Genomic DNA, 26,150 nt, shown 5'->3' with positions numbered 1-26,150 from the left:
ATGGACCAAAGCGACTTGAAAGCCCCTATGTGGCAAATATCCGAACGCGCGCGCAAGCTCACCAGCTCGGCGATCCGCGAGATTCTGAAGGTCACGGAGCGGCCCGAAGTCATTTCGTTCGCTGGCGGCCTGCCGTCGCCGGCCACCTTCCCCGCCGAGCGCATGCGCGAAGCCGCCGACCGCATTCTGCGCGACAGCCCCGCCGCGGCGCTCCAATACAGCGCAACCGAGGGGTATTTGCCGCTGCGTGAATGGATCGCGCAGCGCCACTCGGTAAACGGCGCACAGATTCGCGCAAGCCAGGTGCTGATCACGACCGGTTCGCAGCAGGCGCTCGATCTGCTCGGCAAGGTGCTGGTATGCCCGGACAGCGCGGTGCTGGTCGAAACCCCGACCTACCTTGGCGCGCTGCAATCGTTTTCGATGTACGAGCCGCGCTACGTGCAGCTTGCAACCGACGATGAGGGCCTCATTCCCGCCGCGCTGACGCCGGAACTGACAAAAGGCGCGCGCCTGTTGTACGCGCAGCCGAACTTCCAGAATCCGACCGGCCGCCGTCTGCCGATAGAACGCCGCCGCGCACTCGCTGAATTCGCGAAGACCGCGCCGTTTCCGGTGATCGAAGACGACCCGTACGGCGCGCTGGACTATGCGGGCGAACCGCTGCCCACCATGCTGTCCATGGCGCCGAATCACATCGTTCACCTGGGGTCGTTTTCCAAGGTGCTCGCGCCCGGCCTGCGCGTGGGCTTCATCATCGCGCCCGAGGAGCTGATCTTCAAACTCGTGCAGGCCAAGCAGGCCACCGACCTGCACACGCCGAGCTTTACGCAGCGCATCGTGCACGAAGTGATCAAGGACGGCTTTCTCGACACGCACGTGCCGACCATTCGGGCGCTGTATCGCGATCAGTGCGCGGCGATGCTCGCTTCGCTCGAACGCTACATGCCAGAAGGCGTAAGCTGGAACCGTCCGGAAGGCGGCATGTTCGTCTGGGTGAAGCTGCCCGCGCGGATCGACAGCATGAAGCTGCTGGAAGAGGCCGTCGCGCAGAACGTCGCGTTCGTGCCGGGCGGTCCGTTCTTCGCGGACGACGCGCAACACAACACGCTGCGCCTGTCGTTCGTCACAGTGCCGCCGGCGAAGATCGACGAAGGCGTCGCGCGTCTGGGCGCGCTGATCCGCGCGAAGCTATGAGCGCTCGTCGCGCGATCCTTGCGCGGCTCGCGTGAAGCGAATCTCACTACTAAATCGAGGACAGAAGATGGCTCAAACGAACGTATACGACAAGCTCAAGGAACTGGGCATCGAACTGCCGGTCGCCGGCGCGCCCGCCGCCGCCTATGTGATGAGCGCACAAAGCGGCAACACGGTGTACCTCTCCGGTCACATCGCGAAGAAGGACGGCAAGGTGTGGGCGGGCAAGCTCGGCGCGACGCTCGGCACCCAAGAGGGCAAGGCCGCGGCGCGCTCGATCGCCATCGACCTGCTCGCCACCTTGCACGCGCATGTGGGCGATCTGAACCGCGTCACGCGCATCGTCAAGCTGATGAGCCTCGTGAACTCGACGCTCGAATTCACTGAACAGCACCTCGTCACGAACGGCGCGTCGGAACTCATCGCCGACGTGTTCGGCGAACGCGGCAAGCATGCGCGCTCGGCATTCGGTGTCGCGCAGATCCCGCTAGGCGCGTGCGTCGAGATCGAGATGATCGCCGAAGTCGAGTAAAGGGCTGGCCACGGCAACACACGTAGAAAAACCTGCGCTGGCCATTCGACCAGCCTCGCTGGCGGTTTAACCTGGCGCTCCGTTCAGAACGCGTCGCGAAGTGTGAGCCATTCGCGGCGCGTTTTGCATTTCTGCAAAGGTGGCTCGCTGCCGCGCCAGCGGATAGAATCCGCGAATCCCGCTCAACCGTCTGATCGCTGGACTGCGCCCAATGCCTGCCCGCACTGTTCGATTCAAACAAGTCGACGTATTCACGTCGGTGCCGCTCAAAGGCAATCCCCTTGCCGTCGTATTCGACGCCGACGCGCTCGATGCGCAACAGATGCAGGCTATCGCGCACTGGACCAATCTGTCCGAAACGACCTTTCTGCTGAAGCCAACCGACCCCGCCGCCGACTATCGCGTGCGCATCTTCACCACGCATGGCGAATTACCGTTCGCGGGTCATCCGACGCTTGGTACAGCGCATGCGTTGCTCGAAAGCGGTTATCAGCCGAAGAAGCCTGGCAAGCTCGTGCAGCAGTGCGGCGTGGGACTCGTCGAACTGGAGGCGCTGACCGAAGCGGCCAATACCGACACTGCAGCCAAAGCAGCCAATCCGAGCGCTACGGCTGGCAACGCGCCCGGCGCCTGGGCCTTCGCCGCACCGCCCGCGCGGGTCACGCCGCTGGCAACGAACCGCTATGCGGCGCTGTCTTCGGCTTTGCGCAGCGACGCGGTAGACTTCAGCGCCCCGCCCTGCGCGGTCGACAACGGTGCACCGTGGCTCGTGGTGCGCGTCAATTCGGCGCGCGATTGCCTCGCGCTGGAACCTGCCAGCGCCGCGCTCGCCGAACTCGTGCAGTCGGTGCACACCCATGGGCTCGCGGTGTATGGCCCGCACGACGCCGATGGCCCGGCGACCTTCGAGGTGCGCTGCGTGATGGTGGGCGGCAGCTTCGGTATCGGCGAAGACCCTGTCACCGGCAGTGCCAATGCCGCGCTCGCCGGGCTTCTGACCGCGCAGCAGCGGCGCCCCGGCACGCGCTACACTGCGCGTCAAGGCACGGTACTGGGCCGCGCCGGACAGGTTTCGGTGCATTATGACGATGCGCGCGGCAAGACCTGGATTGGCGGCTCGTCGGTCACGATTGTCGACGGCACTTTTTTGCTGCCCTGAGCGTGAAGCAGCGCAGCGGCACGATAAGGGGAAACAAGCGTGCGCCCTTGCGCACGCGCCGGTCAGCATCTGGAATTGAACAGTGCGTTGAGCAGTGCGCTCCACATCTCGCCGCGCCTAAGCACAAAAAGCCGCATCATTTCAACAATTGATGCAAGCGGCATCGCAGCCGATCACGAAGACTTGGCACACCTGAACAAAAACCCGATGAAACCTCCGAAGCGAGTGCCACCTCCTCGCCGCACGGCAGCCCGCGCCGGCCGCAAAACCAGCCACAGCGGGCGATCTACCGCGCCAGCGTATACCCGATGCATGGACTCTTCCTTAATCCAGTGGCATTAAGTAATATCGAAACGTACCCCATGACCCTTGGACGGTCAGGCCAGGCATGGCACCACGCCTGCTCCTCGCGCAGCATTTCCGGCACCTTGGTCACCATGCAGCCATCCATGAAATCAGCGCAGTCGCAGTTCGTGCGTTTGCAGCCTCTCGGCACTCAGGTACGGACGGCCCAATGAGCCCACCGCGCTTCGCCGAGCAGCGCGAGGCCAAGCCTCGCCTCGATCCGGGTGTGTCCCGCCGGCGGGCTTTCCTCGTCATCCCCGCACTGGGCGTGCTGGTGCTGGTCCTGCTGTGGACCGTGATCTTCGCGCGGCTGTCGGTTGAAAAAGAAGCGACCTATCGCGAAGCGATGGCCTCTGCTGCCATTCTCTCCGCGGCGCTCGAGCAGCACACGATCAAAGCCATTCACCAGGTCGACCAGATCACCCGCTTTGTTAAATACGAGTTCGAGAAAACGCCTAATCATTTCGACCTTGCGGGCACCGTCGAAAAAGGCGTCGTGCAAAGCGAGACGCTCGTGCAGGTTTCGTTGATCGATGAACACGGCAGGCTGATCGCCAACACGGCCGAACTCAATCCCAAGCACATCGACCTGTCCGACCGTGAACACTTCAAGGTCCACGAACACGAGAACGACGACCAGCTGTTCATCAGCAAGCCGGTGCTCGGCCGCGTGTCGGGTCAATGGACCCTGCAGATGACGCGGCGTCTGAATCATCCGGACGGCTCGTTCGCGGGCGTCGTGGTGGTCTCCGAAGACCCCAGCTACTTCACCTCCGACTTCTACAACAACGCGGCGATCGGCCGCGACGGCGTCATCGCGGTGATCTCGGACAACGGCACCGTGCTCGCGCGACGCACGGGCGCCGCGGAAAAGGCCAACGGCACATTCTCCGCCAGTGGCTCGTATCCGACCTCGGAACATGTATCGGGCACCTATGTCGATTCCCTCGACAAGGTCACGCGCATCGTCTCTTACCGGCACATCGACGGTTATCCGCTCGGCGTGCTGGTCGGTCTTTCGCAGACCGAAGAATTCGCCGACTACAACCACACGCGCGACGTCTATCTGCTGATGGCGGGCTTCGTCTCGCTCGCGATGCTGAGCTTCTTCGCCGTCGCGACCGGCTTGATCGGCAAACTGCTCGGACGCGAGCGCGAGATGACGCATCTGGTCGAATACGATCTGCTCACCGGCTTGCGCAACCGCTATGCCACACTGCAATCGCTGCGGCACGACGTGGCGCAGCCGGCCAACCTGGGCCATCTCGCCATCCTTTTCATCGACCTCGACAACTTCAAGACGGTCAACGACACCCTCGGCCACAACGCCGGCGACATCGTCCTGCAAATGACCGCCTCGCGGCTCGCCATCGCGGTCGGCGAGGGCGGCGTGTTAAGCCGTATCGGCGGCGACGAGTTCGTCGTCGTGATCAAGGGCAACGACGTCGAGAAGCGCGCGGTCACGCTGGCGGAGGCCGCCGCCGAAGCCTTCGCGAAACCGTTCGACGTGCGCGGCAGTTCGTTCGTACTTCATGCGAGCATCGGCATTGCGCTGTATTCGGTGACCAACGAAAGCGAGATCGACCTGCTGAAGAAGGCTGACCTCGCAATGTACAGCGCGAAGGACGCCGGCAAGAACTGCTACCAGTTCTATTCGCCGCAGTTGTCGCATCGCGCGGACCATTTGATGAAGTGGGAGCAGCAACTGCGCGTGGCGCTCGCCGAAGGTCAACTGTTTCTCGCCTATCAGCCGAAGATCGATCTGACCCGACGCTGCATCACCGGCTTCGAGGCACTGGCGCGCTGGAACCATCCGCAGCACGGTCTGATCCCGGCGAACGAATTCATTCCGGTTGCGGAATCGACCGGCCTGATCGTGCCGATCGGCGACTTCGTGATCGACACGGCTTGCCGCCAGTTGGCAATCTGGCAACAGCAGGGCTACGACACGTTGTCGCTCGCCGTCAACATCTCGGCCGTGCAGTTCTGGCGCGGCGATCTGTACGAGACGATCTCACGTGCCATCGAGGAAACCGGCATCTCCGCGCGCCGCCTCGAACTGGAAATCACCGAGACGGCGATGATGGAATATCCAGAACTGGTGTCGGAGAAAATCTTCGCGTTAAAGCGCCTCGGCGTGCGCATCGCGCTCGACGACTTCGGCACCGGCTATTCGTCGCTGTCCTATCTGAACCGTTTTTCAGTGGACACGCTGAAGGTAGACCGTTCGTTCATCCAGGCAATCCCCGGCGACCGCAGTGTCTGCGTGATGGTCACCGCGATCGTCAACCTGGCGCGTTCCCTGGGACTGACGGTGGTGGTCGAGGGCACTGAAACGGAAGAGCAGATCGCATGGCTCGCCGCGCTCGGCCATATCGAGGCGCAAGGTTTCCTGTTCTCGCGCCCGGTGCCCGTCGAAGCAATCGCCGCGCTGCTCGACCGCTTCGGCGTTTGCGGGATGACGGGCCGCCATGCCGTGCATGAAACCGACCGCACCAGCAGCGTCTCCAGCACCAACGACTAGCGCGGCGCTCTCGCCAATGCGCCGTAAAACGGCAACATTCACGCTGTACTACGTCACAGTCGACGTCGGCCGCTCGCCGCGTCATCCAGACACCCCTGATCCAGAAGGCGCGCGCCCGCACGCCGGGCCCCCTTGACGCCATGCCGACGATCACGAACCAGGACGCTATCAGACGAGGGGAACGGGAACCGCTATGGGCGCTGTTTCGGGTCGTGTTCGGCCTGTCCGCGCTGTCTTGGGGCGGGCTCGCGCTGATGGCGCAACTCGAACATCACTACGTCGAACGTGAGGGGCGGCTCTCGCCGGTCGCGTTCTCCGACCTGATTGCGCTCGCTTGGATGGTGCCCGGCCCCGTGGGATGCAACGTCGCCGTGCAGTTGGGGCACGCGCTGCGCGGACGTGCCGGCGCATGGGTGTCGGGCATCGCCAGCGTGCTGCCCTTCTTCGTTCTGATGACGCTGTTGGCGATGTTCTACCGCTCGCCGATCCTACGCACGGCCGCTCCGCAAATGCTGCTCAATCATTTCAGCGTGGTGCTGGCCACGCTGATCGCGATGACGTGGTTCAAGCAGACGCGCGCGCTGGTGCGCGGCAAGCTCGAATGGATCGCGGCAGTGCTCGGTTGCGCGGCGCTCTTTTATGCGCGTAACGCCGCGGCTTACGTTTTGATGCTGGGCGCGGCCTTCGGCGCCGGATGGTTCACGAGCCCGGAGCGCGACAGCCGCCTCGTGGTATCGCTGCGGCGCGCCGACTGGCAGATGCTGATCGGGCTATGCGTGTTGCTGATGCTGTTCGCGCTGCCGTTGCCGCGCCGCTATGAGCTGCCGTTATTGTGGCCGCGGCTCGCCGGCGCCGGCATGACTTTGTTCGGCGGCGGCTTCTCTGCGTTGCCTGTGCTCAAGACGCTGTTCGTGACGCCCGCGGTCGGCGTATCGGAGAACGACTTCACGCTCGCGTTTTCGTTGTCGCCGCTCTCGCCCGGGCCACTGCTGAACGTGGTGCCGTTTTTCGGCTATCTGGTGGACGGATGCGCCGGCGCGCTGATGGCGACGCTCGCCATCTTCGTACCGTCGGGCTGCCTCGTCGTGCTCGCGCAACGGCATTTGCCTCAGTTGAAGGCGAATCCGCGCTTCGAGCACGGCATGAGCGTACTGCGCGCGGTGACCACCGCGTTTCTCGCGGTCGCGGTGCTGCGCATCGCCGGGCATGTGCCGTTACAGCCGGTCTATCTGCTGACAGCGCTCTTCTCGGCGCTATGTTTCGGCAAGCTCAAGGTGCCGGTGTATGTCGTGTATGGAACGGTGGCGGTGGTGTGCGGACTGTGGCTCGCGTATGGGGCGCTGCAGTGAATACCGCCGGCATTGGCAACGATAAGAACACCGTAGCCGAAGCCCAAGCGGCAATGGCGACACCCGCCCCACCGCGCCTCAGAACCCGCGGGAGAGCACCGCCACGCCGACCGTCACAACGCCGAGCACGATGTTGATCAGCACCAGACGCCGGATCGTGCCGACTGCCCGCGCGCCGTCAGGCCACTTCTGCGCCTGCACTGCGCGGCGAATGCGCGGAAAGACAGCAAAGCGAATATGCCCGAAGATCAGCATCATGACGATGCCGAGGCCAGCCATGGCGTGCAGCGGCCATGTGGCGTGAGCGCCGCCGAACTGCATCAGCAGAAAGCCGCCGGTGAGGAGAATCACCAGCACGGCCGCGGCGACCCAATTGAAGAAACGGCCGAACACCGACTCCCACAAAGGCAGGCGCAATTGCGGCGAAAGATCGGCAATGGCCGGGCGCAAGCAGAAATGCGCGAACACCATGCCGCCCACCCATACCGCGACCGCGAGCAGATGCAGAAAAAGCGCGAGTTCGATAGCCTTGATCATGTTGTTTTCCTCTCCCGACGACGCCGCACCACTGCGCGATTGCTTTGGCTTGGCAGCGGCCGTTGAGCGCGTTCGACCGCGTGCCTGAGCACGCAGTTCCGGGCGCCTGCGGCTTTCCCGTCGATTTATAGTTGTTATTTGCAGCGCGCCCCGTCCCGCGACGCCGCGGCCCCCGCCTGTCAACTGCTGCGCGTCACGTCAGCTACCGCGCACAACGAGCGCCTTGCATGCTATCAGACGCCCGCCGCACACACGCATCGATTTCGTCAAGCCGCCAGCACCGGACGCATGCCGTCGAGCTTCAGCTTGCTCTCCGGCGCCCGGCCCTTGCGCGCACGCTTGCCGACATGCGGCGCGAGCGCGGCGCCGCTCAGCTTCTCTTCGTCCACGCGGCCGCCGCGCCGCGTGCCGATCAACATCACGCCCGCCGGGTTGATCGGCAGCGCCTGCAGCAGCGTTTCGTTCTCGTCGAGCGCCATCAGCGTGACGCCGCGTCCGCCGCCCGAGAGCGTTTTCATCTCGTCGAGGCCGAACACCAGCAAACGCCCGCCCGACGACAGACACGCAATCTGCGCGGCGTCCGGCAGCATCGGCATCGGCGCGAGCGGCGCGGCACCGGCGTCGATCGTCATGAACGATTTGCCGGCCTTCACGCGGCTCACCATGTCGCCCACCTTGGCGATAAACCCGAAGCCGTTGCTCGACGCGAGCAGCAACGCCTGATCCGCGGCGGCCGCGTAGTAGTGCATCAGGTGGCTGCCCGACTCCAGCTCGATCAGCGACGTGACCGGCACGCCGTCGCCACGCCCGCCCGGAAGCGACGCGACCGCGACCGAATAGACGCGCCCATTGCTGCCCCACGCGACCAGTGTGTCCGGCGTCCGGCACTGGAAGGCCGCGTACAGCCCATCGCCAGCCTTGAACGTGAAGCCGGTGGCATCGAGGCCATGGCCCTTGAGCGCGCGCACCCAACCCTTCTGCGACACCACCACCGTGACAGGCTCGTCGACCACACGCGCCTCGAACGTCGCGCGCTTTTCCGGCTGAATGAGCGTGCGGCGCTCGTCGCCGTATTGCTTCGCGTCGCTCTCGATTTCCTTGATGAGCAAGCGCTTCATCGCCGATTCGCTGCCGAGCAGTTCTTCGAGCTTGGCCTTTTCGTCGCGCAGTTCGGCCAGTTCCTTTTCGATCTTGATCTTTTCGAGCCGCGCCAATTGACGCAGCCGAATCTCGAGGATGTCCTCGGCCTGGCGATCGGACAGCCCGAACGCAGCCATCAACGCGACCTTGGGTTCGTCGGACTCGCGAATGATGCGGATGACTTCGTCGATATTCAAAAAGACGATCATCCGGCCTTCGAGGATGTGAATCCGGTCGTCCACCTTCGACAAACGATGACGCGTGCGGCGCGTGACCGTGGCGAAGCGGAACGCGATCCACTCGTGCAGGATTTCGCTGAAGCCCTTCTGGCGCGGCCGGCCGTCGCCGCCCACCATCACCATGTTCAGCGACGCGTTCGACTCCAGGCTCGTATGGGCGAGCAGCGAATGGACGAACTCGGTCTGATCGAGACGACTCGACTTCGGCTCGAACACGAGGCGCACGGGCGCGTCCTTGCCGGACTCGTCGCGCACTGCGTCGAGCAGCGCGAGCATGGTCTGCTTGGTCTGCAATTGCTCCGGAGTCAGCGTCTTCTTGCCGAGCTTGATCTTCGGATTGGTCTGCTCTTCGATTTCCTCGAGCACCTTCTGCGCAGCCGTGTTCGGCGGCAGTTCGGTGATGACCAGTTGCCACTGGCCGCGCGCGAGGTCTTCGATCTTCCAGCGCGCGCGCACTTTCAGACTGCCGCGGCCGGTTTCGTACGCCGCGGAGATTTCCGCTTCGCTCGAAATAAGCTGGCCGCCGCCGGGGAAGTCGGGGCCGGGGACGTGCTGCATCAACTCGGCGTGCGACAGCTTCGGATTGCGGATCAGCGCGACCGCGGCAGCCGCGACTTCGCGCAGATTGTGCGACGGGATCTCCGTCGCGAGCCCGACCGCGATGCCCGACGCACCGTTGAGCAGGACGAACGGCAGGCGCGCCGGCAGAACCTTCGGCTCCTGGAACGAGCCGTCATAGTTCGCCATGAAATCGACGGTGCCCTGGTCGATTTCGCTGAGCAGCAGTTTGGCGATCGGCGTGAGACGCGCTTCCGTGTACCGCATGGCCGCTGCGCCGTCGCCGTCGCGCGAGCCGAAGTTGCCTTGTCCGTCGATCAGCGGATAGCGCATCGAAAAGTCTTGCGCGAGACGCACCAATGCGTCGTACGCGGATTGATCGCCGTGCGGATGGTATTTGCCCAGCACGTCGCCGACCACGCGCGCCGACTTGACCGGCTTCGCGTTGTCGCCGAGACCCATCTCGTTCATCGCGAACAGGATGCGGCGCTGCACCGGCTTCTGACCGTCGCACACGTCGGGTAGCGCGCGGCCCTTGACCACGCTGACCGCGTATTCGAGGTACGCGCGTTCCGCGTAGTTGCCGAGCGTCAGAAAGTCGCCGTCCGGCGGCGGCGGCTCGGTGAAAAGGTCGAGAGTGTTATCGTCGTCCATCTAGATTCCGTATGCGTGTTTGGCTTGAGGTGTGGGTGCGGTGGCAGTGCACGCAGGCGCGAGCGCGCCGCGCTCAGATGTCGGCTTCCACCTCGTTGCCTTTTTCTTCCAGCCAGTTGCGCCGCGACGCCGCTTCACCCTTGCCCATCAGCATCGTCATGCGCGCGACGGTGGCCTCGTAGTCGAGTTCGCCCAGCGCGACCGGTTGCAGACGCCGCGTGTCTGGATTCATCGTGGTGTCCCATAGTTGCTCCGCGCTCATTTCGCCCAGGCCCTTGAAGCGGCTGATCGACCATTGCGATTCGCGCACGCCGTCCTTGCCCAGCTTGTCGAGAATCGCTTCGAGTTCGCCTTCGTCGAGCGCGTACAGCTTCTGCGCCGGCTTCTTGCCGCGCGCAGGCGCGTCGACCCGAAACAGGGGCGGCCGCGCGACGCACACATGGCCGCGCTCGATCAGTTGCGGGAAATGCTTGAAGAACAGCGTGAGCAGCAACACCTGGATGTGCGAACCGTCCACGTCCGCGTCCGACAGAATGCAGATCTTGCCGTAACGCAGATTCGACAGGTCGACGTTGTCGTCCGGACTATGCGGATCGACGCCGATCGCCACCGAAATATCATGCACCTCGTTGTTCGCGAACAGGCGGTCGCGCTCGGTTTCCCAGGTGTTGAGCACCTTGCCGCGCAGCGGCAAAATCGCCTGGTACTCCTTGTCGCGGCCCATCTTCGCGGAGCCGCCCGCCGAGTCGCCCTCCACGAGGAACAGTTCGTTGCGGCCGATTTCGGTCGACTCGCAATCGGTCAGCTTGCCCGGCAGCACGGCGACGCCTGAGCTCTTGCGCTTCTCGACCTTCTGCCCTGCGCGAGTGCGCGCCTGTGCCTGCTTGATCACGAGCTCAGCGAGTTTCTTGCCGTGCTCGACATGCTGATTTAGCCAAAGCTCGAGCGCCGGCCGCGCGAACGACGACACCAGCTTCACCGCGTCGCGGCTATTCAACCGCTCCTTGATCTGCCCTTGGAATTGCGGATCGAGCACCTTCGCCGACAGCACGAACGACACGCGCGCGAACACGTCTTCCGCGAGCAGCTTCACGCCCTTGGGCTGCAGGTTGTGCAACTCGACAAAGCTCTTGACCGCCTGATACAGACCGTCGCGCAACCCTGACTCATGGGTGCCGCCCGCGGGCGTCGGAATCAGGTTGACGTAGGACTCGCGCATCAGCGTGCCCTCCTCGCTCCACGCGACCACCCATGCAGCGCCCTCGCCTTCGGCGAAAGTCTCTTCGCTCGCGCGCGAACTGTCGACATACCGATCGCCCTCGAAGAGCGGTATCAGCAGGTCGCTGCCGTTCATGCCTTCGAGCAGATAGCCGCGCAGGCCGTCCTCGTATTTCCAGCTTTGCTGCTCGCCGGTCTTCTCGTTGATCAGCGTCACTTCGACGCCGGGCAGCAGCACCGCCTTCGAGCGCAGCAGGCGTTGCAGTTCGCCGAGCGGCAGATTCGGCGAGTCGAAGTATTTCGGGTCGGCCCACGCGGTGATGCGCGTGCCGGATTTCTTGTCGCCCTTCGCAGCGGCCCGCACCTGCAGCTGCTTTGCGACGTCGCCGTGTGCAAAGCTCAGTTCGGCGACCTTGCCGTCGCGCCACACGGTGACGTCGAGGCGCGTGGACAGCGCGTTGGTGACCGACACGCCGACGCCGTGCAAGCCGCCCGAAAACGTGTACGCGCCGCCGGCGGCTTTGTCGAACTTGCCGCCCGCGTGCAGTCGCGTGAACACGATCTCGACGACCGGGACGCCTTCTTCGGGATGCAGGCCGAACGGAATGCCGCGGCCGTCGTCTTCGACCGAAACCGAATGGTCCGCGTGCAGCGTGACGGTGATTTGCCGGCCGTAACCGCCGAGGGCTTCGTCCGACGCGTTGTCGATGACTTCCTGAATGATGTGCAGCGGATTCTCGGTGCGGGTGTACATTCCGGGCCGTTGCTTGACCGGCTCCAGACCCTTCAACACCTTGATCGACGCTTCGCTATACGCAGCGTTTGGCTTTTTCGTAGACATGGTTGACTCGGGTGCGTCGGTTCATCGTTGTCCACAGGTGCTGTGGACAGGTCCGTGGACAATGCGTTGAGTTTTCAAAAAAAAGCGAGACCAGACAACGGGGTTAGGTGGGGTGCCCACAGTACAGGCAAGTTGTTTTGTCGCGCGGCTTCCCGTTGGCGCGCCTGACGACGCGCATTCGCACGACCAGCCCGATGCGAACCCGGGGGAAGCCTGTTCGCGGGGTATTTTACTGATTTCGATCATCGCGGCAATCGACCCTTTGCCGGATTGGCCGTGTGGATAAGGCGCAGCGGGCGCCAAAGAGAGGCGGGCAGCAGGCTTCGAAGCCTGCCGCGCCGATGTGGTATCCGACGTTCAGCAGCGCTTTTTACCGCAAGGTCCAGCTTGCCGATGCGGCGCGCCGAGACCGCGCCGTGCGCGGCGCTCCACGTCATTTGCGCCGGCTTTCAAGCTCGTCCCAACGCTCCAGCGCAATCAGCAGCTCTTCTTCGATGTGCGCATAGCGCTCCGTTAGCCGGGTGCCTTCGCGAGCGTCTCTCGCGAACACCGAGCCGTCTTCGAGTTGCGCGCCGATGGCTTTCTGCTCGGCTTCGAGTTCGGCAATCGTCTTCGGCAGCGCCTCGAGTTCGCGCTGCTCCTTGAACGACAGCTTCGCCGGGCGCTGCGGATTGCGGGCCGCCGAGCTGTCTTTGGCCGCCGCCGCCTCTTTGACCGCTTCCTTGCCGGCCGCTGCCTTTCCGGCAGCTTTCTGCGCGTTGAGCGCCATCTGCTGGGAACGGTCGCGCTGAATCTGCCAGTCCGTAAAGCCGCCTACGTACTCGTGCCACTTGCCCTCGCCCTCCGACGCGATCACCGACGTCGCGACATTGTCGAGAAACGCGCGGTCGTGGCTGACCAGCAGCACCGTACCGTCGTATTCGGTGAGCAGTTCTTCGAGCAGTTCGAGCGTGGGAATGTCAAGGTCGTTGGTCGGTTCGTCGAGCACCAGCACGTTGGCCGGACGCGCGAACAGACGCGCGAGCAGCAGACGGTTGCGCTCGCCACCCGAGAGCGACTTGACCGGCGAGCGCGCGCGTTCGGGCGCGAACAGGAAGTCGCCGAGGTAGCTCATCACGTGCTTTTTCTGGCCGTTGACCTCGACCCACTCGCTGCCCGGGCTGATGGTGTCGGCAAGGCTCTTTTCCAGATCGAGCTGCGCGCGCATCTGGTCGAAATACGCGACTTGCAGATTGGTGCCCACGCGCACCGCGCCCTCATCCGGCTGCAGTTCGCCGAGGATGATCTTCAGCAGCGTCGTCTTGCCCGCGCCGTTCGGACCGACGAAGCCGATCTTGTCGCCGCGCATCACCGTGGCCGTGAACTTGTCGACCACCGTGCGCGAACCGTAGCGCTTGGTCACGTCGGTCAGCTCGGCGACGATCTTGCCCGACTTCTCGCCCTGGCCGACGTCCAGCTTGACGTTGCCCTGCACGTTGCGGCGCTCGGCGCGCTCGTTGCGCATCTGCACGAGCCGCGCGATCCGGCCGACGCTGCGGGTGCGGCGCGCCTCGACGCCCTTGCGAATCCACACTTCTTCCTGCGCGAGCAGCTTGTCGGCCTTGTCGTTTTCGACGCGTTCGATTTCCAGTTGCTGCGCCTTGCGCGTCTGGTATGCCGAAAAATTGCCCGGATACGACAGCAGACGCCCGCGATCCAGCTCGACGATGCGCGTCGCTACGCGGTCGAGGAACGCGCGGTCGTGGGTGATGAACAACAGGCCCGCGCGCAGCGAGACCAGCAGTTCTTCAAGCCAGCGGATGCCGTCGAAGTCGAGGTGGTTGGTCGGCTCGTCGAGCAGCAGCACGTCCGGCCGCACCACCAATGCGCGCGCCAGCGCCACCCGCTTTTGCATGCCGCCCGACAGCGAACCGACCCGCGCCTCGCCGTTCAGACCGATCTGCTGCAGCGTGGTGGCCACGCGAGTGCTCCAGTTCCAGGCGTCCGATGCGTCCAGCGACGATTGCAGCGTGTTCATGCGCGCCATCAGCGCGTCGTGCTGCGCGCCTTCGGGTTCGTCGGCGAGCTGGTTGGCGACTGCGTCGTATTCGTCCAGCAACGCGCGCGCTTGCGTGAGGCCGGCGGCGACCGCGTCGAACACCGTGTCGTCAGTGTCGAACTCGGGCTCCTGCGGCACGTAGACGGTGCTCAGATTCTGCTGACGCGAGATCAGGCCGTCGTCGGGCTTGGCCAGCTCGGCAACGATCTTGAGCAGCGACGACTTGCCCGCGCCATTGCGCCCGATCAGCCCGACGCGTTCGCCCGCTTCGAGAGAAAAATCCGCGTGATCGAGCAACGCGACGTGACCGAACGCCAGTTGGGCGCCGGTAATGGTGTAGAGCGACATGGAGAATTGGGGAAGACAGCGATGAGCCGGAACTGCCCATTGTACCGGGCGCGCGCCCCGGTGCCTGTCTGCCGGAAGAGATAGGGCGAATGGGCGGCATGTAAGGCGTAGAGGTGGCAGTCATGAACGTCGCGGCGCACAGGACTGGGACCGAAGGTGCGCACCGCGTCGATGGGACCCGCTGGGGGCCTGCCGGACTACTGCACGGTGGCTGTCGCTGCATCCCGGCGGCCAGACAAACGGACGGCTGGTTGTCGCCACCCGTCGCCGATAGCTCATCCCGCGAGACAGGCGGCTTACGTGGCGGGTACGTGCCCTGATCGCGGCCGGATAGACAGATTCCGGTAATATTGCGGGTTGCCGCGTTGCCCAAAAAAGGGGCGGGGTGAGCAGGCTATTGCGTTGAAACTACAGACTACAGAAGAGTGCGGCGTGAGTGAAGTCGTTGAAGTGACCGATTATAAAAGCTGGGTCTGCCTGATTTGCGGCTGGATCTACAACGAGGAAGATGGCCTGCCCGAAGAAGGCATCGCGCCCGGCACGCGCTTCGCCGCCATTCCGGACGAGTGGCGCTGTCCGCTGTGCGATGTGGGCAAAGCCGAGTTTGCGGTAGTGCAATTCTGAGTCGAACTGATCGAAGCACGCGTGGCCAGCGATGGGTGTGCGGGTTACTGAGCGTTGAGGCTACGCCGGTTTTTCGGCTCGCTTTTGCAGCGCTCCACATGGCGCGCGAGGCAATGCGCTGGGCCGTTTGCTTGGTGGAACGGCCTCGCCCCCGGGCACGTTTGATATACTCTGCGCTCGCTGGCGAGTTTCGACTCGCGCAATCCTCGCGGACTTCGTCCGGTGGCAGGATTGCTGCGGATAGTCCGGTTCGGTCCTCTCCCTGTAGTTCAGGGGGTGGAATGATAAGCCGGAAGCCCGTCGGATAAGGCTTTGCCACAGTGCTATAGCAATTATGTAGCACACGCTGAAATACCTAGTGAAGCGGGATCAACATGATCGGGTCGAGATGCAAGCCGCCCATCCCCTATAAACACGGCACCGCAAATATATCTAGCACGACCGGGGGCAGCAGGTGGCGGATCTAGATCAAATTCAGCTGTACCACATTACTCATGTCGAAAATCTACCTGCGATCATCGACGCGGGTGGACTGCTCGCTACCAACTTCATACCCGCCGGACAGCGCGGTGTGAATATTGCTCATTCGTCCATTCAGGCCCGACGTGCGGCAACGATCGTGAGCTGCTCGGAAGGCGGCTCGCTGCATGACTATGTGCCCTTTTATTTCGCACCCCGCTCGCCTATGCTGTTTGCGATACACAGGGGCAATGTTGCAGGCTACGCGCAAGGTCAGGCACCAATCGTCGTTTTGCGTGTATCGCTGCGCGAAGTCTTGGATTCGAATTCTCGATGGGCGTTCACCGATGGCCATCCGACTGTTCAGCCTTCGGACTTCTACGACGATCCTGCAGATCTGGACGAGGTCGACTGGAACGTTATGTCGCTCACTTATTGGAATGATACGAACGATGATCCCGACCGGAAGCGCCGTCGCCAAGCAGAATTTCTCGTTCATCAACGTTGCGACTGGCAGTTGATAAATGGGATCGCATCAAGCAACGTGGTCACCGCTGAGCGCGTTTCGCAGATTTTAGCGGCTAGGCAAATCCAGCACGTGCCACCGTCAGGCGTTGTAGCCAACTGGTATTATTGAACACATGATTACGCTTACTCACGGAAATCTCCTCACCGCGAACGTGGAAGCGATAGTCAACACAGTCAACTGTGTTGGCGTCATGGGGAAAGGGATCGCCCTACAGTTTCGCCAGGCGTTTCCCGCCAATTTTGACGCTTACGAAAAAGCATGCAAGGCTGGAGAAGTCCGCCCCGGGAAAATGCACGTATTTTCCACAGGTGAGTTCGTCAATCCGAAGTACATAATAAATTTTCCCACCAAGACTCATTGGCGCTCGCCATCGAAGCTTGCCTATGTTGAAGACGGACTGGCGGACCTCGTACGCGTGATTGCGGACCTTCGCATCAGTTCAATCGCGATCCCTCCGCTCGGATGCGGAAATGGGGGGCTTCGCTGGAGCGATGTCTTACCGCTAATCGAAACGGCAATGGACACACTCACTGACGTCGACGTGCGCGTCTATCCGCCCGAAGGCGCACCGGCCAGCGATGCGATGCCGGTACGAACAGAACGCCCGAGAATGACCCGAGCCCGTGCTCTATTCATAAAGCTCATCGAGCAGTACAACGAACTCGGCTACAGGCTAAGTCTTCTCGAAATACAGAAGCTGGCCTATTTCCTCCAAGAGGCCGGAGAAAAGCTTCGCCTGAACTACTCCAAGCATATCTATGGCCCCTACGCGGACAATCTAAATCAGGTTCTTGTGCGCCTTGAAGGGCATTTCATTCGTGGTTTCGGCGATAGAAGCGGTGACGCGGAGATCTACCTGCTGGACGGCGCAGTTGAAGAAGCTGATGCTTTCCTCGGCGAAGACAGAGAAGGCAAAGACCGACTGGCGCACGTAAAGCGTCTCGTTGAGGGATTTGAAACACCATATGGTGTGGAGTTGCTCGCCACAGTACATTGGCTCAGCGTACATGAGGGGTCGAGAAACTACGAAGATGCCACCAAACAAGTGCAAGCTTGGAGTGATCGCAAATCAAAGCTCATGAAGCCGCGTCACATCGAAAAGGCGTGGAAACATCTAGCCGACAGCGAATTCCTGCCTAGATCGGAAAACGCTAGCATGACCCATTATATGAACTGAGTGGAACGTGACCGCTCAAAACGGTCAAACCAGCGTCCCGCACAAGCGGGCCGCTGTAGTTCAGGGGTGGAATGACAGGCCGGAAGCCCGCCAGACAAGGCATCGCTACACTGCTGTAGCAAATTTGTAGCAGGCGCTGGCGCGTTGATGCCCTCTACAGTAGCTAGTAAAATTAACAGGCCACTTGATGCCGCAAGACTACCGTCGTCGCTTTGAGAGCAGCGTAGACATCGAATGGTTTCTCGCGAATTGCCTCGGTTTAGTAGGGGATTTCAAACTTCCCTCCGGCAGACCTTGCATCTTGGATAAGGTTGTCGAAGAACTGAGAAATGCCGAAGCAGCTGTCGAAAAAGTCGGTGACAGATCCACATACAAGAGTCCTGCCAATCGTTACGGAAGTTATCGTGATCCCGCATCACGACAACGTCTACGGGAAACCATCCTCGAGGAACTGTGGACTCTCGATAGACTCGCTGATGATGAAGACATCAAGCTAGGCACTGGCGGTGCGCAGCCGATCGGTCGGCCGGCCGAAAAGGGCTTCACGGCTTACATCGTTACAGGACTGCCGGCGTCGGGAAAGTCGACAATGGTGAATCAGATTGCGGATCAATTAGGCGCAGTTATCGTTGATTCGGATTACGCAAAACGCAAATTTCCCGAATTTGACAATAATGCAGGGGCCCAGCTTGTCCACGAGGAATCAGCCATTGTGACCGAGGGCGGCGAAGTTGGCGCTGACGGGCAGCAAGTTCCGTCTCTGCTAGGCGCGTGCACACAAGACGGTATCAACGTGGTGATGCCAAAAATCGGACATAATCCGGAGAGCTTGATTCGCCTTCAAGAGGCCTTCTTGCATAAGAAGTATCAAGTACATCTCACCACTGTGGAACTCACGCGTCGCGAGGCCACGATGCGTGCTTTACACCGTTTTTGCGACACAGGACGATACGTTCCGCTCGGTCTTATCTTTGATCACTATGCAAACGATCCAGCGTTGACGTACTATAAATTTAGAGCGGGGATCCTTCCAGGATCGACCGGTTGGGCGTCGTTTGGCGCGGTATCCAGCAAAAACCGCGGCTATCAAGTAGTGGACTATTCGTCCGAAGAGAATCCCGCAGCCCTTTTCAGAAACGAGGACAAAGCGCCATGAACAAGCGACCTACCTCACGAAAGTTCGTGCGGGACTCCGCCCTGAAGGGGAAGATCGACGAGCTGAATTCAGCCGTACGAGTGATCAAGGCATTGAAAAACGAGCCTGATCGGGTAGTACGCGTGAAAACGATGGTGTCGAGAGACGGCGTCATAGTAAAAGTGGTGCCCAAATTGGCGAAAGACTTGACACATATGAAGGTCAAGACGGCGCTGCCGCGTTCCGGTAACTTTAAAGTGCACACTTACACGTTCGCTATTAAGTCAACGGTTAGCAAGCGTGTTGACAGGAGCATCGAAGACACTGACCGCGCCGTGCGGACGTTGTCGACCGGGCCGTCGGAGCAGGTCGCCGCCTTTTACAAGAAACTTGCAGCGAAACGCGCCGTTTAATTCGAGTTCGCCCTAAGGCGTTGGTAAGTTGTTCCCCTTCTGTAAGACAAGCAAAAAGCCCGCCGACGCGGGCTTTTTGCTTTTTTTAGAAATGTGCCGATCTCAGCGTCGTCACCGCTGGCCTGCTTGAGGAAAGCACTCCCCATTGCCGACTGTGTAGCCTGAACCACGGGCTCGCAGAAACATAGCGCCGAGGTAACGCGTGTTCGGTTCCCGGCAAGCCGGCCAACCGAGCTAAAAGAGGCTAGCAGGCTGGGCGGCGGCGTCCCAGCTGAAAATGATAACTTCCTTGCGTGGTGCCTCACGGCCGCCACCGCCGACTGTGTACTTGATGTCGACGGTCTCGATATGGAAGCCATCGAACGCCCGCCGGATATCCGGATGATCGTTCAGACTGACGATCGCCCTTCCCTTGAGCGCCCGCAGACGTCTCGCCATCTCCTCGTACTCGGCATAGGGAAAGGCCACGCCATATCCTTCGGTCTCCCAGTACGGCGGGTCCAGATAGAACAGCGTGTGCGGCCGGTCGTACTTGTCGATACAGGTCTTCCAGTCGAGCCGCTCGACGAATGTATTCGACAGGCGGAGATGCGCGGCCGACAACGTCTCCTCCAGCCTGAGAAGGTTGAGACCGGGCGGCGCAGTCGTCGCCGTCCCGAACGACTGGCCCTCGACCTTCCCGCCAAAGCAGTTCTGCTGCAGGTAATAGAAGCGGGCCGCGCGCTGGATGTCGGTGAGCGTCTCCGGAACGGTGTCCTGCAACCACTTGAACACCTGGCGGCTAGTCAGCGCCCATTTGAACTGCCGCACAAACTCCTCAAGATGATGCTGTACGACGCGGTAGAGGTTCACCAGCTCGCCGTTGATGTCGTTGATCACCTCGACCTTCGCCGGCGGTCGCATGAAATACAGGGCGGCGCCGCCCGCGAATACCTCGACGTAGCATTCGTGTGCGGGGAAGCGCGGAATGAGATGGTCCGCGAGGCGCCGCTTGCCCCCGATCCAGGGGACGATAGGTGTGGCCATAAATGAATTGCCTTTTCTTTTTAAGTTAGAATTCGGCCCGCCTACCGGTAGGTGTCAGGGCCTTGGCTAATTCACTGGTCTGTTCAGTGGAAAGGCGGCCGGCAGCATGCGGAAACATGCTGCCGGTCGCCCTGTCTTTTTCTGCCCAACTGAGCGCGGTTAAAGTGACTTTGGTACGGCAAACTTCATCCGCGGTTGTCGCTCGGCACGCGCGGGTCGCTTTGCATTTTTCCGCGGAACCATGAGGCGATGCCGAGCGGCGCAGCCATCGTGGTCATCACTGCCGCTTCCGCACCGAGCATGCCGGGCAGCTGCGCGAGCACTGCCGGGTCGATGCGAAAGAACATCACGCCCGCGTACGCGGCGCCGACTGTAATGCCGGCGGATAGGCCGAGCAGACCGAAACAGAAGCCGATGAACGGGCGCCAGGTGTACGTCGGCCAGTGATCCGACTTCGCCTCAACCTGCATCGTCTGGTTGACCACTGCGGTGTTCGCCTGATCGGCAGCGAGCTCGGCCTTTTCGACATCGGCGGCGACCTGCGCGAGCTGCGCCTGCTGGTCGAGCACCGCTTTTTGATACTGCATCGCCAGATTCGGGTCCGACTGGATGGCAGCGAGCGCGGCGTCGGGCGCAGACTGCCCTGTCACAGTCTGGGCGATGCTGACCACTTTGCTGGCGATGTCTTCGGCCTTCGAGCCGCCGAGCCAGCCGGCGATCATCGGTACGAAGTGCGCGAGCGCCATTGCGATGGGGATCAGCGGCATCATGCAGCTCCTTTCATGAGGTTGTTGGCGATGCGATTCGTCCAGCCCCTACCGAAGGTGCCGAACGTCTTGAGTGACGTGAAATAGCGCAGGCGCAGCGCGTTCCAGCGGAGCAGGAACCGCAGCGGATCGGTGGCCTGCACCGCTGCAATGGTTGCCGGCCCGATCAGGCCGTCGACCTTCGCGCCGGCGGCGCCCTGCATCCAGATCACCGGATGGCCGCCGTTGTAGTTCGCGTCGAGGATCTGGAAGGCCACGCGCGCGTCCAGTTCGTCGAGCCGTAGCGGATCCCAGTACAGCTTCTTTGCGATCGCCTTCGCCGTGTCGCGTGGCAAGTTTTTCATGGGTCCCGTGTAGCCCGCCGCACGCGCAACACGCGCCGTGACGCCCCACATCGTTTCGCCGCCCGGATCAGCTGGATTGTTCGAATAGCCGCCCTCGTTACCGATGAGCGCATCAAATGCGTCGTCAAAGCTGCTCACTTGCTGAACCCCTTTGTTTGCAGGAATGCGTATCCCAACGCGGCGAGGCACAGTGATGCGACGCCGCCCAACGTCCACTTCCCGAGCGTCGCGAACTGCTTGTCAAGCCACTCTGTTAGTCCCTCTTTCAGCGCCTCTTTAACTTCCTCGTGCGACAGATCGCCTGACGACATGCAACCCCCGAAAAAATGCCGCCTCGACGGGCGGCTGAAAAAACCGCCGGGCATTGCTGCGCGGGCGGATCCATTTACAACAGGTGAGGTTTTGCGCGGGAGTCAGGCAGCCGCAGCGGTCGGCATTGTCGTCTCGAAAGGGACGTCACCGGCGGCGGCCGACAGAGCGGCATGCAGTGTGGCCGGATCAAAGCGCCACGACTCAGGAATGCCGACCGCCGCACCGATCGATTCGGAGCAATCCCAATGTCCCGCCCGATGCCCCCGGCGCCACACGAAGCCGAGCACGGCCGCGAGGTCGTACGGCTCGCCGAGGTGATCGTTAAACCACTCGACGGCCGCCTTTTCCGTATCGGTGTCCGTTACGAACTCGACCACATCCCATCGCACAGGATCCAGATCGATGACTGTAAAACGCACGCCGCTGTCTTCAAACGATGACGACGCACACAGATATGTGCCATCGATCGGTGCGACGACGAGCTCGCAGTGCGAGTACCGGCTATTCGTCCACCAGCGGATCAGGCGATTGACGATGCCGGACAGGCCCGGACGCGTGCCTTTGTAAAAAGCAACTTTCATTCATCAGCTCCACTGGATGGCTTGCACTGCTTCCACGGTCGTCGCGGCGTCGATCTCGGAGGCAAGCTGCTGGTTCTTCGTCAGACACGCGAGAATGGCCGCCTTGCCGTCCTGCCCGACTTGCTGGATTTGCGCCGCGGTGTGCATCACGTAGGCCCATGTGCCCGAGCCGTCAGCGCACCAGAACGGCGTTGTCCAGTCCGCAGCCACGCCGGGAAGGATCGACGCGACGACCGATGCGTTCAAGTTTTGCTGATCGGTCGACTTGGCCGGATACGTGTGCGCAGAGCCGAGCGCCGATGACGAAAAGCCTGCGACGATGGCGTCTTGGCATGCCTGCGACACGATGGCCGTTTGCGACGCCTTGGCGTCGTCGAGTAGTTCCGCAGTGCTCGGCCCCGGCGTCGGCACAATCGCGCCATCCTGATAACTCAGGTTGCACCAGTTCAGATACGTCGCCTCATCGACTTCGATGTGATTCGCCTCATGATCGGGCAACAGGTCTTGAATGTACGCGCCGGTGAACGGGCCGTTTCCGTTGTATGTGAGGTATCGCATTAGGCCACCTTAGTGATTTCAACTTCTGTGTAGACCTCACCAAGGCCGGATGTGGTGGCTTTGCCGAGGCCGGGCGAGGCACCGAGGCTGGTGTAGTGGTTAATTACGATCGTTTTAGGGGCGGATAGCGTGAAGGACCCGATGATTACCGATCTTGTTTGCATCGAATATCCCAAGTACTCCGAAAGCGACTCACTTGTTCCAGTAACAAGAGTCACCGAGTCGCTTACGCTGAAGACGGATGCTTGATGATATAGACCGTTGCCAGAAGTGTTAGCAGGTGCGCTAGCAGAAACGCGAAATATTCCCGCTGGCAAAGTGATCTGATTGCCTGACAGTGACGCCCCAGGAACCGTATTTGTCACCACCGTATTCAGAACACGTACCTGCGTTCCGCTGATCGAATTTCCGGCGCTAGATCCACTTGGTTGTTGCTCTCTAACATGGAGATAGGGCAGAGCCGGAGCAGCAAGAGCGACGCCGCTCGCTCGCACGTAGTCAATGACGCGCGCATTACCTGCGCCATCGCCACGCACGATCATCGTGTCTCCCGCCGCAGTGGTGATGTTTGCGCCGCCAGGAAGAATCAACGACGCTGCGTTATAGGCCAGCGTCAGCACGCCATCGAACACGACTGTGCGTTCAGCGCCCGAGTTGAGCGTGATTGCGGTGATGGTCGTAGTGCCGGTGATATGGACGAGGTTGCCAGTTGCAGTTTCGAGATTAACAGTCGCCGCTGACGCGATGTTTGCGCCCTTCACCTCATCGACCGCACCGCTTGCGATACCGGCATATTGTCCCGCCGCCCCCTGGGGTCCTTGGGCACCTTGCGTGCCCTGGGTGCCCGAGATGGAGATGTTCCAGTCAGATGGGCTGCCCGATCCACCGACATCCAGCACGTTGACGGTCAGCGACGTCCCGCTGTAAGCGGTCACCTGGCCGTGCATGTAGTTCGTCGGCGTTCCTGCACTCACGGCGGAGACGAACTGCCCGACTGCGAACTGCTTATTCGCCTGCGTCGCGAATGTCTTTGATCCGATGCCGATGGCAACGACCGTCGTGCTGGTAGCGGTCAGTGCTGCCGCGTAGTTCTGCGCATTCGTTGCGCTCGTCGATGCGTTTGATGCGCTAGTGCCCGCTGCGCTGGCAGACGACGCGGCATTGCTTGCCGATGTGCTCGCTGCCGACGCGGATCCGGCCGCATTCGTTGCATTCGTCGACACAGTGCTGGCCGTGCCGAGGATCCAGTTCGCAATAGCAATGATCTGGGTGAACATCGGCAGCAAGCGCACACGAAAGCCGCCATTTGCCAGGCCGGTCGTCGCGTTGCTGTCGTCAGTGACGGTTGAGCCATCGCCGCCGACGTTGGTCGGAAAAGTAACTTGGTTCGTCATCAGGACGTTTCCTCGATTTCAAATGCATTGCTGTTGTTGTTCAGAAACACGGTGGCGATCGGATTGAGCGCGCGCATGCGGCCGACGAATGATTGCCGGATCAGGTTCAGCGCGTCGCCTGGATCCCACGCGACAAGCAGCTCGCCGTCCATGCCGAGCGTTCGCTGCATTTCAAACACCGTCGCCTTTGCCTCGGCATCGCTCAGAAACCCGAGTGAGAACTTGTCGACTCGACGCGGGTTCTTCCGGTCGAAGTAAGGCGTGCCGCCGAGCGAGCGCGCAACCTTCGTATCCGTTTCCCAATTGAACGACGCGCCGTATGACATGTTGTTGGCGGGCTGCCAGCCAGGCGACAGGAACAGCCGGCCGAACTGCAGATACCCTGCCGCGTTTGTCGCATCGCTGAACAGCACCTTGACGTAGCGCGCGAGCACAATGCTTGGCAGAAGGTCGAGCAGAATGCCCGGATAGCCCGCGCGGGCGTCCTGTGAGATCGTGCCTTCCCACCAGTTGTCGTCTTCCCATTCGAGCGTGCCGAACGGATAGACGACCGGCCATGCAACCTGCCAGCCCGAGTCGTATTTGTTGGACGTGTACGTCGGGTCGTCGCCCATCAGCAAGCGCCACTGCCCTTGCGTGCTCATGTTGTGGCTGATAAGCGAGATCACTTGCAGCTTGCGGTCTTTGCCGAGGTCGATGGCGAACTGCGTGTTCGGCGTCGTGCAGTCGGTCGTCCTGGCGACGCGCGCGAGCCGCCGGTCCTGCAGGTTCGTCAGCGGCGCCTGCCAACTGCCGCCCGACAGTGTCGCGCCGTCCGTCAGGTTCGGATATGCGAGTAGGACATTTGCCACATCATCCCCATAGCGTGAGTGTTGCGAGGTGCGTGTCCGCGCCAGCGTCGACGCCGACGACTACCATCAGCTTCGACGGCAGGCCATACCGCGGATATGTGAACGCGACGACGCTGCCGAGGTCGAGCGTGCCGAGTTGCGAGAGGTCGATATCAACGGTCAGCAGCATGCGGCGACTGAACAGCGCGAGCCGGCGTGTTGCCTCTGCCAGCGCGTCGGATGAGTTGATGAGCACGGTGTCGAACGACTGGGCGGTCGCGGACGGCCATGCGGTCTGGACGGTCCCGCTCGTCGAGATCTGGCTGCGCGATGCCTGCGAAATCCACGTGCGCCGGTCGACGGTCACGCTGCCGGCCGGCTGGTTCTGCACGGTGTAGTTTTTCGCGTAGTTGATCGTGACCTGATAGGCGGGAATGCCCGCCTCTCTCACGTTCACCTGCTCGAGCACGACATCATCGAAGGTCGCCGCCGGCGAGCCGGTCGGCGCAGTCATCCGTCCCATGCGCAACAGGCCCAAACGGTCGAACGAGTAATAGGCGCCGACGCTGACCGCAATCAGATCCATCAGCGACTGACTCGTCACCTGACCGTCAGCCCACACGCCGCACGGCGCGGAGGTCAACGCATTGAGCGCGGTCACATCGGCCGCGCTAATATCTGCGGACGCGAACCCAGCATCGAGCGCGATCTGCTGCATGACACTGGCCGCGCTGGTGGCCCCGCTCGTCGCATCGCATGTCACCTGCGACGCAGGACTGGCACCAAGCCGGAAATAGCCCTGAAAGCGACGATAGTGGCCAGATGCGGGCTGCGTCGATTGCAGCGCCGCCAAGTCCGGATAATCGGCATCCTGAGTAAGCGCTACGCCGTTGTCATAGACAGCCGTTATCGAGCAGTTCGCCTGATCAGATGCCTGGTAAATCAGGTTCGAGGTGTTGACGCACTTCGGCGCAATGTTCAGCACCGAGCCATAGACGCGCGGCTTGTACTGGCCCGCGAGGTCGTTGGCCGTTCCGTCGATGCCGTTGGGCAGCACGTTCGTACCGCCGTAGGTCGGGCGCTGCTGAGTGAGCGTGAGCTTTTGCAGGCGATCATTGACCACCAGGCTAAGCGTCGTCGTGTTGCTGACCTTAACGTCGCTCAGCGTGCCGGATGCTGTCACCGTCCAGGTGCTGAACTGTGCGATTCACAGACATCGTTTCACTTTCTTGAAGACCGTTTTCTTCGCGTGCTTGAGCTCGAGGCTCCGGTAGGAGACGCGAACTCAAGCACGCGCCGATGATGTTCGGCAAGGATCCTGT

Annotated in this window: 23 protein-coding genes; 10 read left to right on the top strand and 13 right to left on the bottom strand. The window is 61.8% G+C overall.

Annotated features, from left to right (window positions below; translation table 11 throughout):
* The 5 genes from ABQJ48_RS29125 (at position 1) to ABQJ48_RS29105 (ending at position 7,106) form a co-directional block, all read left to right on the top strand.
* Positions 1-1,197 (top strand): aminotransferase-like domain-containing protein, encoded by a 1,197-nt coding sequence (locus tag ABQJ48_RS29125; RefSeq protein ID WP_367841419.1) that lies wholly within the window; start codon positions 1-3, stop codon positions 1,195-1,197.
* Positions 1,198-1,264: 67 nt separating this feature from the next.
* Positions 1,265-1,729, top strand: coding sequence for a RidA family protein (locus ABQJ48_RS29120; RefSeq protein WP_367841418.1), 465 nt, complete (start codon positions 1,265-1,267; stop codon positions 1,727-1,729).
* A 211-nt stretch (positions 1,730-1,940) separates the two neighbouring features.
* Entirely contained in the window at positions 1,941-2,888 is a 948-nt protein-coding gene (locus ABQJ48_RS29115) for a PhzF family phenazine biosynthesis protein (protein ID WP_367841417.1), read from the top strand.
* Between the two features lie 514 nt (positions 2,889-3,402).
* Positions 3,403-5,757, top strand: a complete 2,355-nt coding sequence (locus ABQJ48_RS29110) for a bifunctional diguanylate cyclase/phosphodiesterase (RefSeq protein WP_367841416.1) — start codon at positions 3,403-3,405, stop codon at positions 5,755-5,757.
* A 140-nt stretch (positions 5,758-5,897) separates the two neighbouring features.
* Positions 5,898-7,106: a chromate transporter gene (locus ABQJ48_RS29105; protein ID WP_367841415.1), complete on the top strand. Its 1,209-nt coding sequence runs from the start codon at positions 5,898-5,900 to the stop codon at positions 7,104-7,106.
* A 78-nt stretch (positions 7,107-7,184) separates the two neighbouring features.
* On the opposite strand, the gene ABQJ48_RS29100 is transcribed toward ABQJ48_RS29105, so the two are convergent.
* The 4 genes from ABQJ48_RS29100 to ABQJ48_RS29085 all read right to left on the bottom strand — a co-directional run bounded on the left by ABQJ48_RS29100 (position 7,185) and on the right by ABQJ48_RS29085 (position 14,679).
* Entirely contained in the window at positions 7,185-7,643 is a 459-nt protein-coding gene (locus ABQJ48_RS29100; protein ID WP_367841414.1) for a CopD family protein, read from the bottom strand.
* Between the two features lie 266 nt (positions 7,644-7,909).
* A complete protein-coding gene (gene parC / locus ABQJ48_RS29095; protein ID WP_367841413.1) occupies positions 7,910-10,234 on the bottom strand; it encodes a DNA topoisomerase IV subunit A in 2,325 nt (774 codons plus the stop codon).
* A gap of 73 nt (positions 10,235-10,307) precedes the next feature.
* Positions 10,308-12,293, bottom strand: a complete 1,986-nt coding sequence (locus ABQJ48_RS29090) for a DNA topoisomerase IV subunit B (protein WP_367841412.1) — start codon at positions 12,291-12,293, stop codon at positions 10,308-10,310.
* Between the two features lie 433 nt (positions 12,294-12,726).
* Positions 12,727-14,679, bottom strand: a complete 1,953-nt coding sequence (locus ABQJ48_RS29085) for an ATP-binding cassette domain-containing protein (protein ID WP_367841411.1) — start codon at positions 14,677-14,679, stop codon at positions 12,727-12,729.
* Between the two features lie 432 nt (positions 14,680-15,111).
* Here ABQJ48_RS29085 and ABQJ48_RS29080 point away from each other — a divergent pair, with 432 nt between their 5' ends.
* The 5 genes from ABQJ48_RS29080 to ABQJ48_RS29060 all read left to right on the top strand — a co-directional run bounded on the left by ABQJ48_RS29080 (position 15,112) and on the right by ABQJ48_RS29060 (position 19,016).
* Positions 15,112-15,303, top strand: coding sequence for a rubredoxin (locus ABQJ48_RS29080; RefSeq protein ID WP_367841410.1), 192 nt, complete (start codon positions 15,112-15,114; stop codon positions 15,301-15,303).
* A gap of 454 nt (positions 15,304-15,757) precedes the next feature.
* Positions 15,758-16,399 carry a type II toxin-antitoxin system toxin DNA ADP-ribosyl transferase DarT gene (darT, locus tag ABQJ48_RS29075; RefSeq protein ID WP_367841409.1) on the top strand — a complete coding sequence of 214 codons (642 nt, stop codon included), beginning with the start codon at positions 15,758-15,760 and terminating at the stop codon, positions 16,397-16,399.
* A 4-nt stretch (positions 16,400-16,403) separates the two neighbouring features.
* The gene (gene darG, locus ABQJ48_RS29070; protein WP_367841408.1) at positions 16,404-17,468 is read left to right on the top strand and encodes a type II toxin-antitoxin system antitoxin DNA ADP-ribosyl glycohydrolase DarG; all 1,065 of its coding nucleotides are present in this window, start codon (positions 16,404-16,406) and stop codon (positions 17,466-17,468) included.
* A 187-nt stretch (positions 17,469-17,655) separates the two neighbouring features.
* Entirely contained in the window at positions 17,656-18,624 is a 969-nt protein-coding gene (locus ABQJ48_RS29065; RefSeq protein ID WP_367841407.1) for a zeta toxin family protein, read from the top strand.
* Positions 18,621-19,016, top strand: coding sequence for a hypothetical protein (locus ABQJ48_RS29060; RefSeq protein ID WP_367841406.1), 396 nt, complete (start codon positions 18,621-18,623; stop codon positions 19,014-19,016). Before ABQJ48_RS29065 ends, ABQJ48_RS29060 begins: the two co-directional genes overlap by 4 nt.
* A 234-nt stretch (positions 19,017-19,250) precedes the next feature.
* Here the strand turns inward: ABQJ48_RS29060 and ABQJ48_RS29055 are convergent, their stop codons facing one another.
* The 9 genes from ABQJ48_RS29055 to ABQJ48_RS29015 form a co-directional block, all read right to left on the bottom strand.
* Positions 19,251-20,042, bottom strand: coding sequence for a DNA adenine methylase (locus tag ABQJ48_RS29055; protein WP_367841405.1), 792 nt, complete (start codon positions 20,040-20,042; stop codon positions 19,251-19,253).
* A 185-nt stretch (positions 20,043-20,227) separates the two neighbouring features.
* Positions 20,228-20,812 (bottom strand): hypothetical protein, encoded by a 585-nt coding sequence (locus ABQJ48_RS29050; RefSeq protein WP_367841404.1) that lies wholly within the window; start codon positions 20,810-20,812, stop codon positions 20,228-20,230.
* A complete protein-coding gene (locus ABQJ48_RS29045) occupies positions 20,809-21,291 on the bottom strand; it encodes a glycoside hydrolase family 108 protein (RefSeq protein ID WP_367841403.1) in 483 nt (160 codons plus the stop codon). The genes ABQJ48_RS29050 and ABQJ48_RS29045 overlap by 4 nt, the downstream gene beginning before the upstream one ends.
* Positions 21,288-21,464, bottom strand: coding sequence for a hypothetical protein (locus tag ABQJ48_RS29040; protein ID WP_367841402.1), 177 nt, complete (start codon positions 21,462-21,464; stop codon positions 21,288-21,290). The genes ABQJ48_RS29045 and ABQJ48_RS29040 overlap by 4 nt, the downstream gene beginning before the upstream one ends.
* Before the next feature lie 102 nt (positions 21,465-21,566).
* The gene (locus tag ABQJ48_RS29035; protein ID WP_367841401.1) at positions 21,567-22,046 is read right to left on the bottom strand and encodes a hypothetical protein; all 480 of its coding nucleotides are present in this window, start codon (positions 22,044-22,046) and stop codon (positions 21,567-21,569) included.
* Positions 22,047-22,049: 3 nt separating this feature from the next.
* Positions 22,050-22,604, bottom strand: a complete 555-nt coding sequence (locus ABQJ48_RS29030; RefSeq protein WP_367841400.1) for a DUF4376 domain-containing protein — start codon at positions 22,602-22,604, stop codon at positions 22,050-22,052.
* Complete coding sequence (locus ABQJ48_RS29025) at positions 22,604-23,998, bottom strand: hypothetical protein (protein WP_367841399.1); 1,395 nt, start codon at positions 23,996-23,998, stop codon at positions 22,604-22,606. Before ABQJ48_RS29025 ends, ABQJ48_RS29030 begins: the two co-directional genes overlap by 1 nt.
* Positions 23,998-24,849: a hypothetical protein gene (locus ABQJ48_RS29020; protein WP_367841398.1), complete on the bottom strand. Its 852-nt coding sequence runs from the start codon at positions 24,847-24,849 to the stop codon at positions 23,998-24,000. Before ABQJ48_RS29020 ends, ABQJ48_RS29025 begins: the two co-directional genes overlap by 1 nt.
* Before the next feature lies 1 nt (position 24,850).
* Positions 24,851-26,011: a hypothetical protein gene (locus tag ABQJ48_RS29015; protein WP_367841397.1), complete on the bottom strand. Its 1,161-nt coding sequence runs from the start codon at positions 26,009-26,011 to the stop codon at positions 24,851-24,853.
* Between the last annotated feature and the right edge of the window lie 139 nt (positions 26,012-26,150).

Origin of the sequence: Paraburkholderia suaedae, from assembly GCF_040812055.1 — a bacterium.
Taxonomy (GTDB): Bacteria; Pseudomonadota; Gammaproteobacteria; order Burkholderiales; family Burkholderiaceae; genus Paraburkholderia.
This window is presented reverse-complemented; position numbering and strand designations above follow the sequence as displayed.

What these genes read in the sequence shown, in the direction of transcription:
- ABQJ48_RS29090 (WP_367841412.1), bottom strand. Translation starts at nt 12,293, where the DNA reads ATGTCTACGAAAAAGCCAAACGCTGCGTATAGCGAAGCGTCGATCAAG.
- ABQJ48_RS29050 (WP_367841404.1), bottom strand. Translation starts at nt 20,812, where the DNA reads ATGATGCCGCTGATCCCCATCGCAATGGCGCTCGCGCACTTCGTACCG.
- ABQJ48_RS29110 (WP_367841416.1), top strand. Translation starts at nt 3,403, where the DNA reads ATGAGCCCACCGCGCTTCGCCGAGCAGCGCGAGGCCAAGCCTCGCCTC.
- ABQJ48_RS29125 (WP_367841419.1), top strand. Translation starts at nt 1, where the DNA reads ATGGACCAAAGCGACTTGAAAGCCCCTATGTGGCAAATATCCGAACGC.
- ABQJ48_RS29085 (WP_367841411.1), bottom strand. Translation starts at nt 14,679, where the DNA reads ATGTCGCTCTACACCATTACCGGCGCCCAACTGGCGTTCGGTCACGTC.
- parC (WP_367841413.1), bottom strand. Translation starts at nt 10,234, where the DNA reads ATGGACGACGATAACACTCTCGACCTTTTCACCGAGCCGCCGCCGCCG.
- ABQJ48_RS29030 (WP_367841400.1), bottom strand. Translation starts at nt 22,604, where the DNA reads ATGCGATACCTCACATACAACGGAAACGGCCCGTTCACCGGCGCGTAC.
- ABQJ48_RS29055 (WP_367841405.1), bottom strand. Translation starts at nt 20,042, where the DNA reads ATGGCCACACCTATCGTCCCCTGGATCGGGGGCAAGCGGCGCCTCGCG.
- ABQJ48_RS29120 (WP_367841418.1), top strand. Translation starts at nt 1,265, where the DNA reads ATGGCTCAAACGAACGTATACGACAAGCTCAAGGAACTGGGCATCGAA.
- ABQJ48_RS29040 (WP_367841402.1), bottom strand. Translation starts at nt 21,464, where the DNA reads ATGTCGTCAGGCGATCTGTCGCACGAGGAAGTTAAAGAGGCGCTGAAA.
- ABQJ48_RS29065 (WP_367841407.1), top strand. Translation starts at nt 17,656, where the DNA reads ATGCCGCAAGACTACCGTCGTCGCTTTGAGAGCAGCGTAGACATCGAA.
- ABQJ48_RS29115 (WP_367841417.1), top strand. Translation starts at nt 1,941, where the DNA reads ATGCCTGCCCGCACTGTTCGATTCAAACAAGTCGACGTATTCACGTCG.
- ABQJ48_RS29025 (WP_367841399.1), bottom strand. Translation starts at nt 23,998, where the DNA reads ATGACGAACCAAGTTACTTTTCCGACCAACGTCGGCGGCGATGGCTCA.
- ABQJ48_RS29100 (WP_367841414.1), bottom strand. Translation starts at nt 7,643, where the DNA reads ATGATCAAGGCTATCGAACTCGCGCTTTTTCTGCATCTGCTCGCGGTC.
- ABQJ48_RS29035 (WP_367841401.1), bottom strand. Translation starts at nt 22,046, where the DNA reads ATGAAAGTTGCTTTTTACAAAGGCACGCGTCCGGGCCTGTCCGGCATC.
- ABQJ48_RS29105 (WP_367841415.1), top strand. Translation starts at nt 5,898, where the DNA reads ATGCCGACGATCACGAACCAGGACGCTATCAGACGAGGGGAACGGGAA.
- darG (WP_367841408.1), top strand. Translation starts at nt 16,404, where the DNA reads ATGATTACGCTTACTCACGGAAATCTCCTCACCGCGAACGTGGAAGCG.
- ABQJ48_RS29060 (WP_367841406.1), top strand. Translation starts at nt 18,621, where the DNA reads ATGAACAAGCGACCTACCTCACGAAAGTTCGTGCGGGACTCCGCCCTG.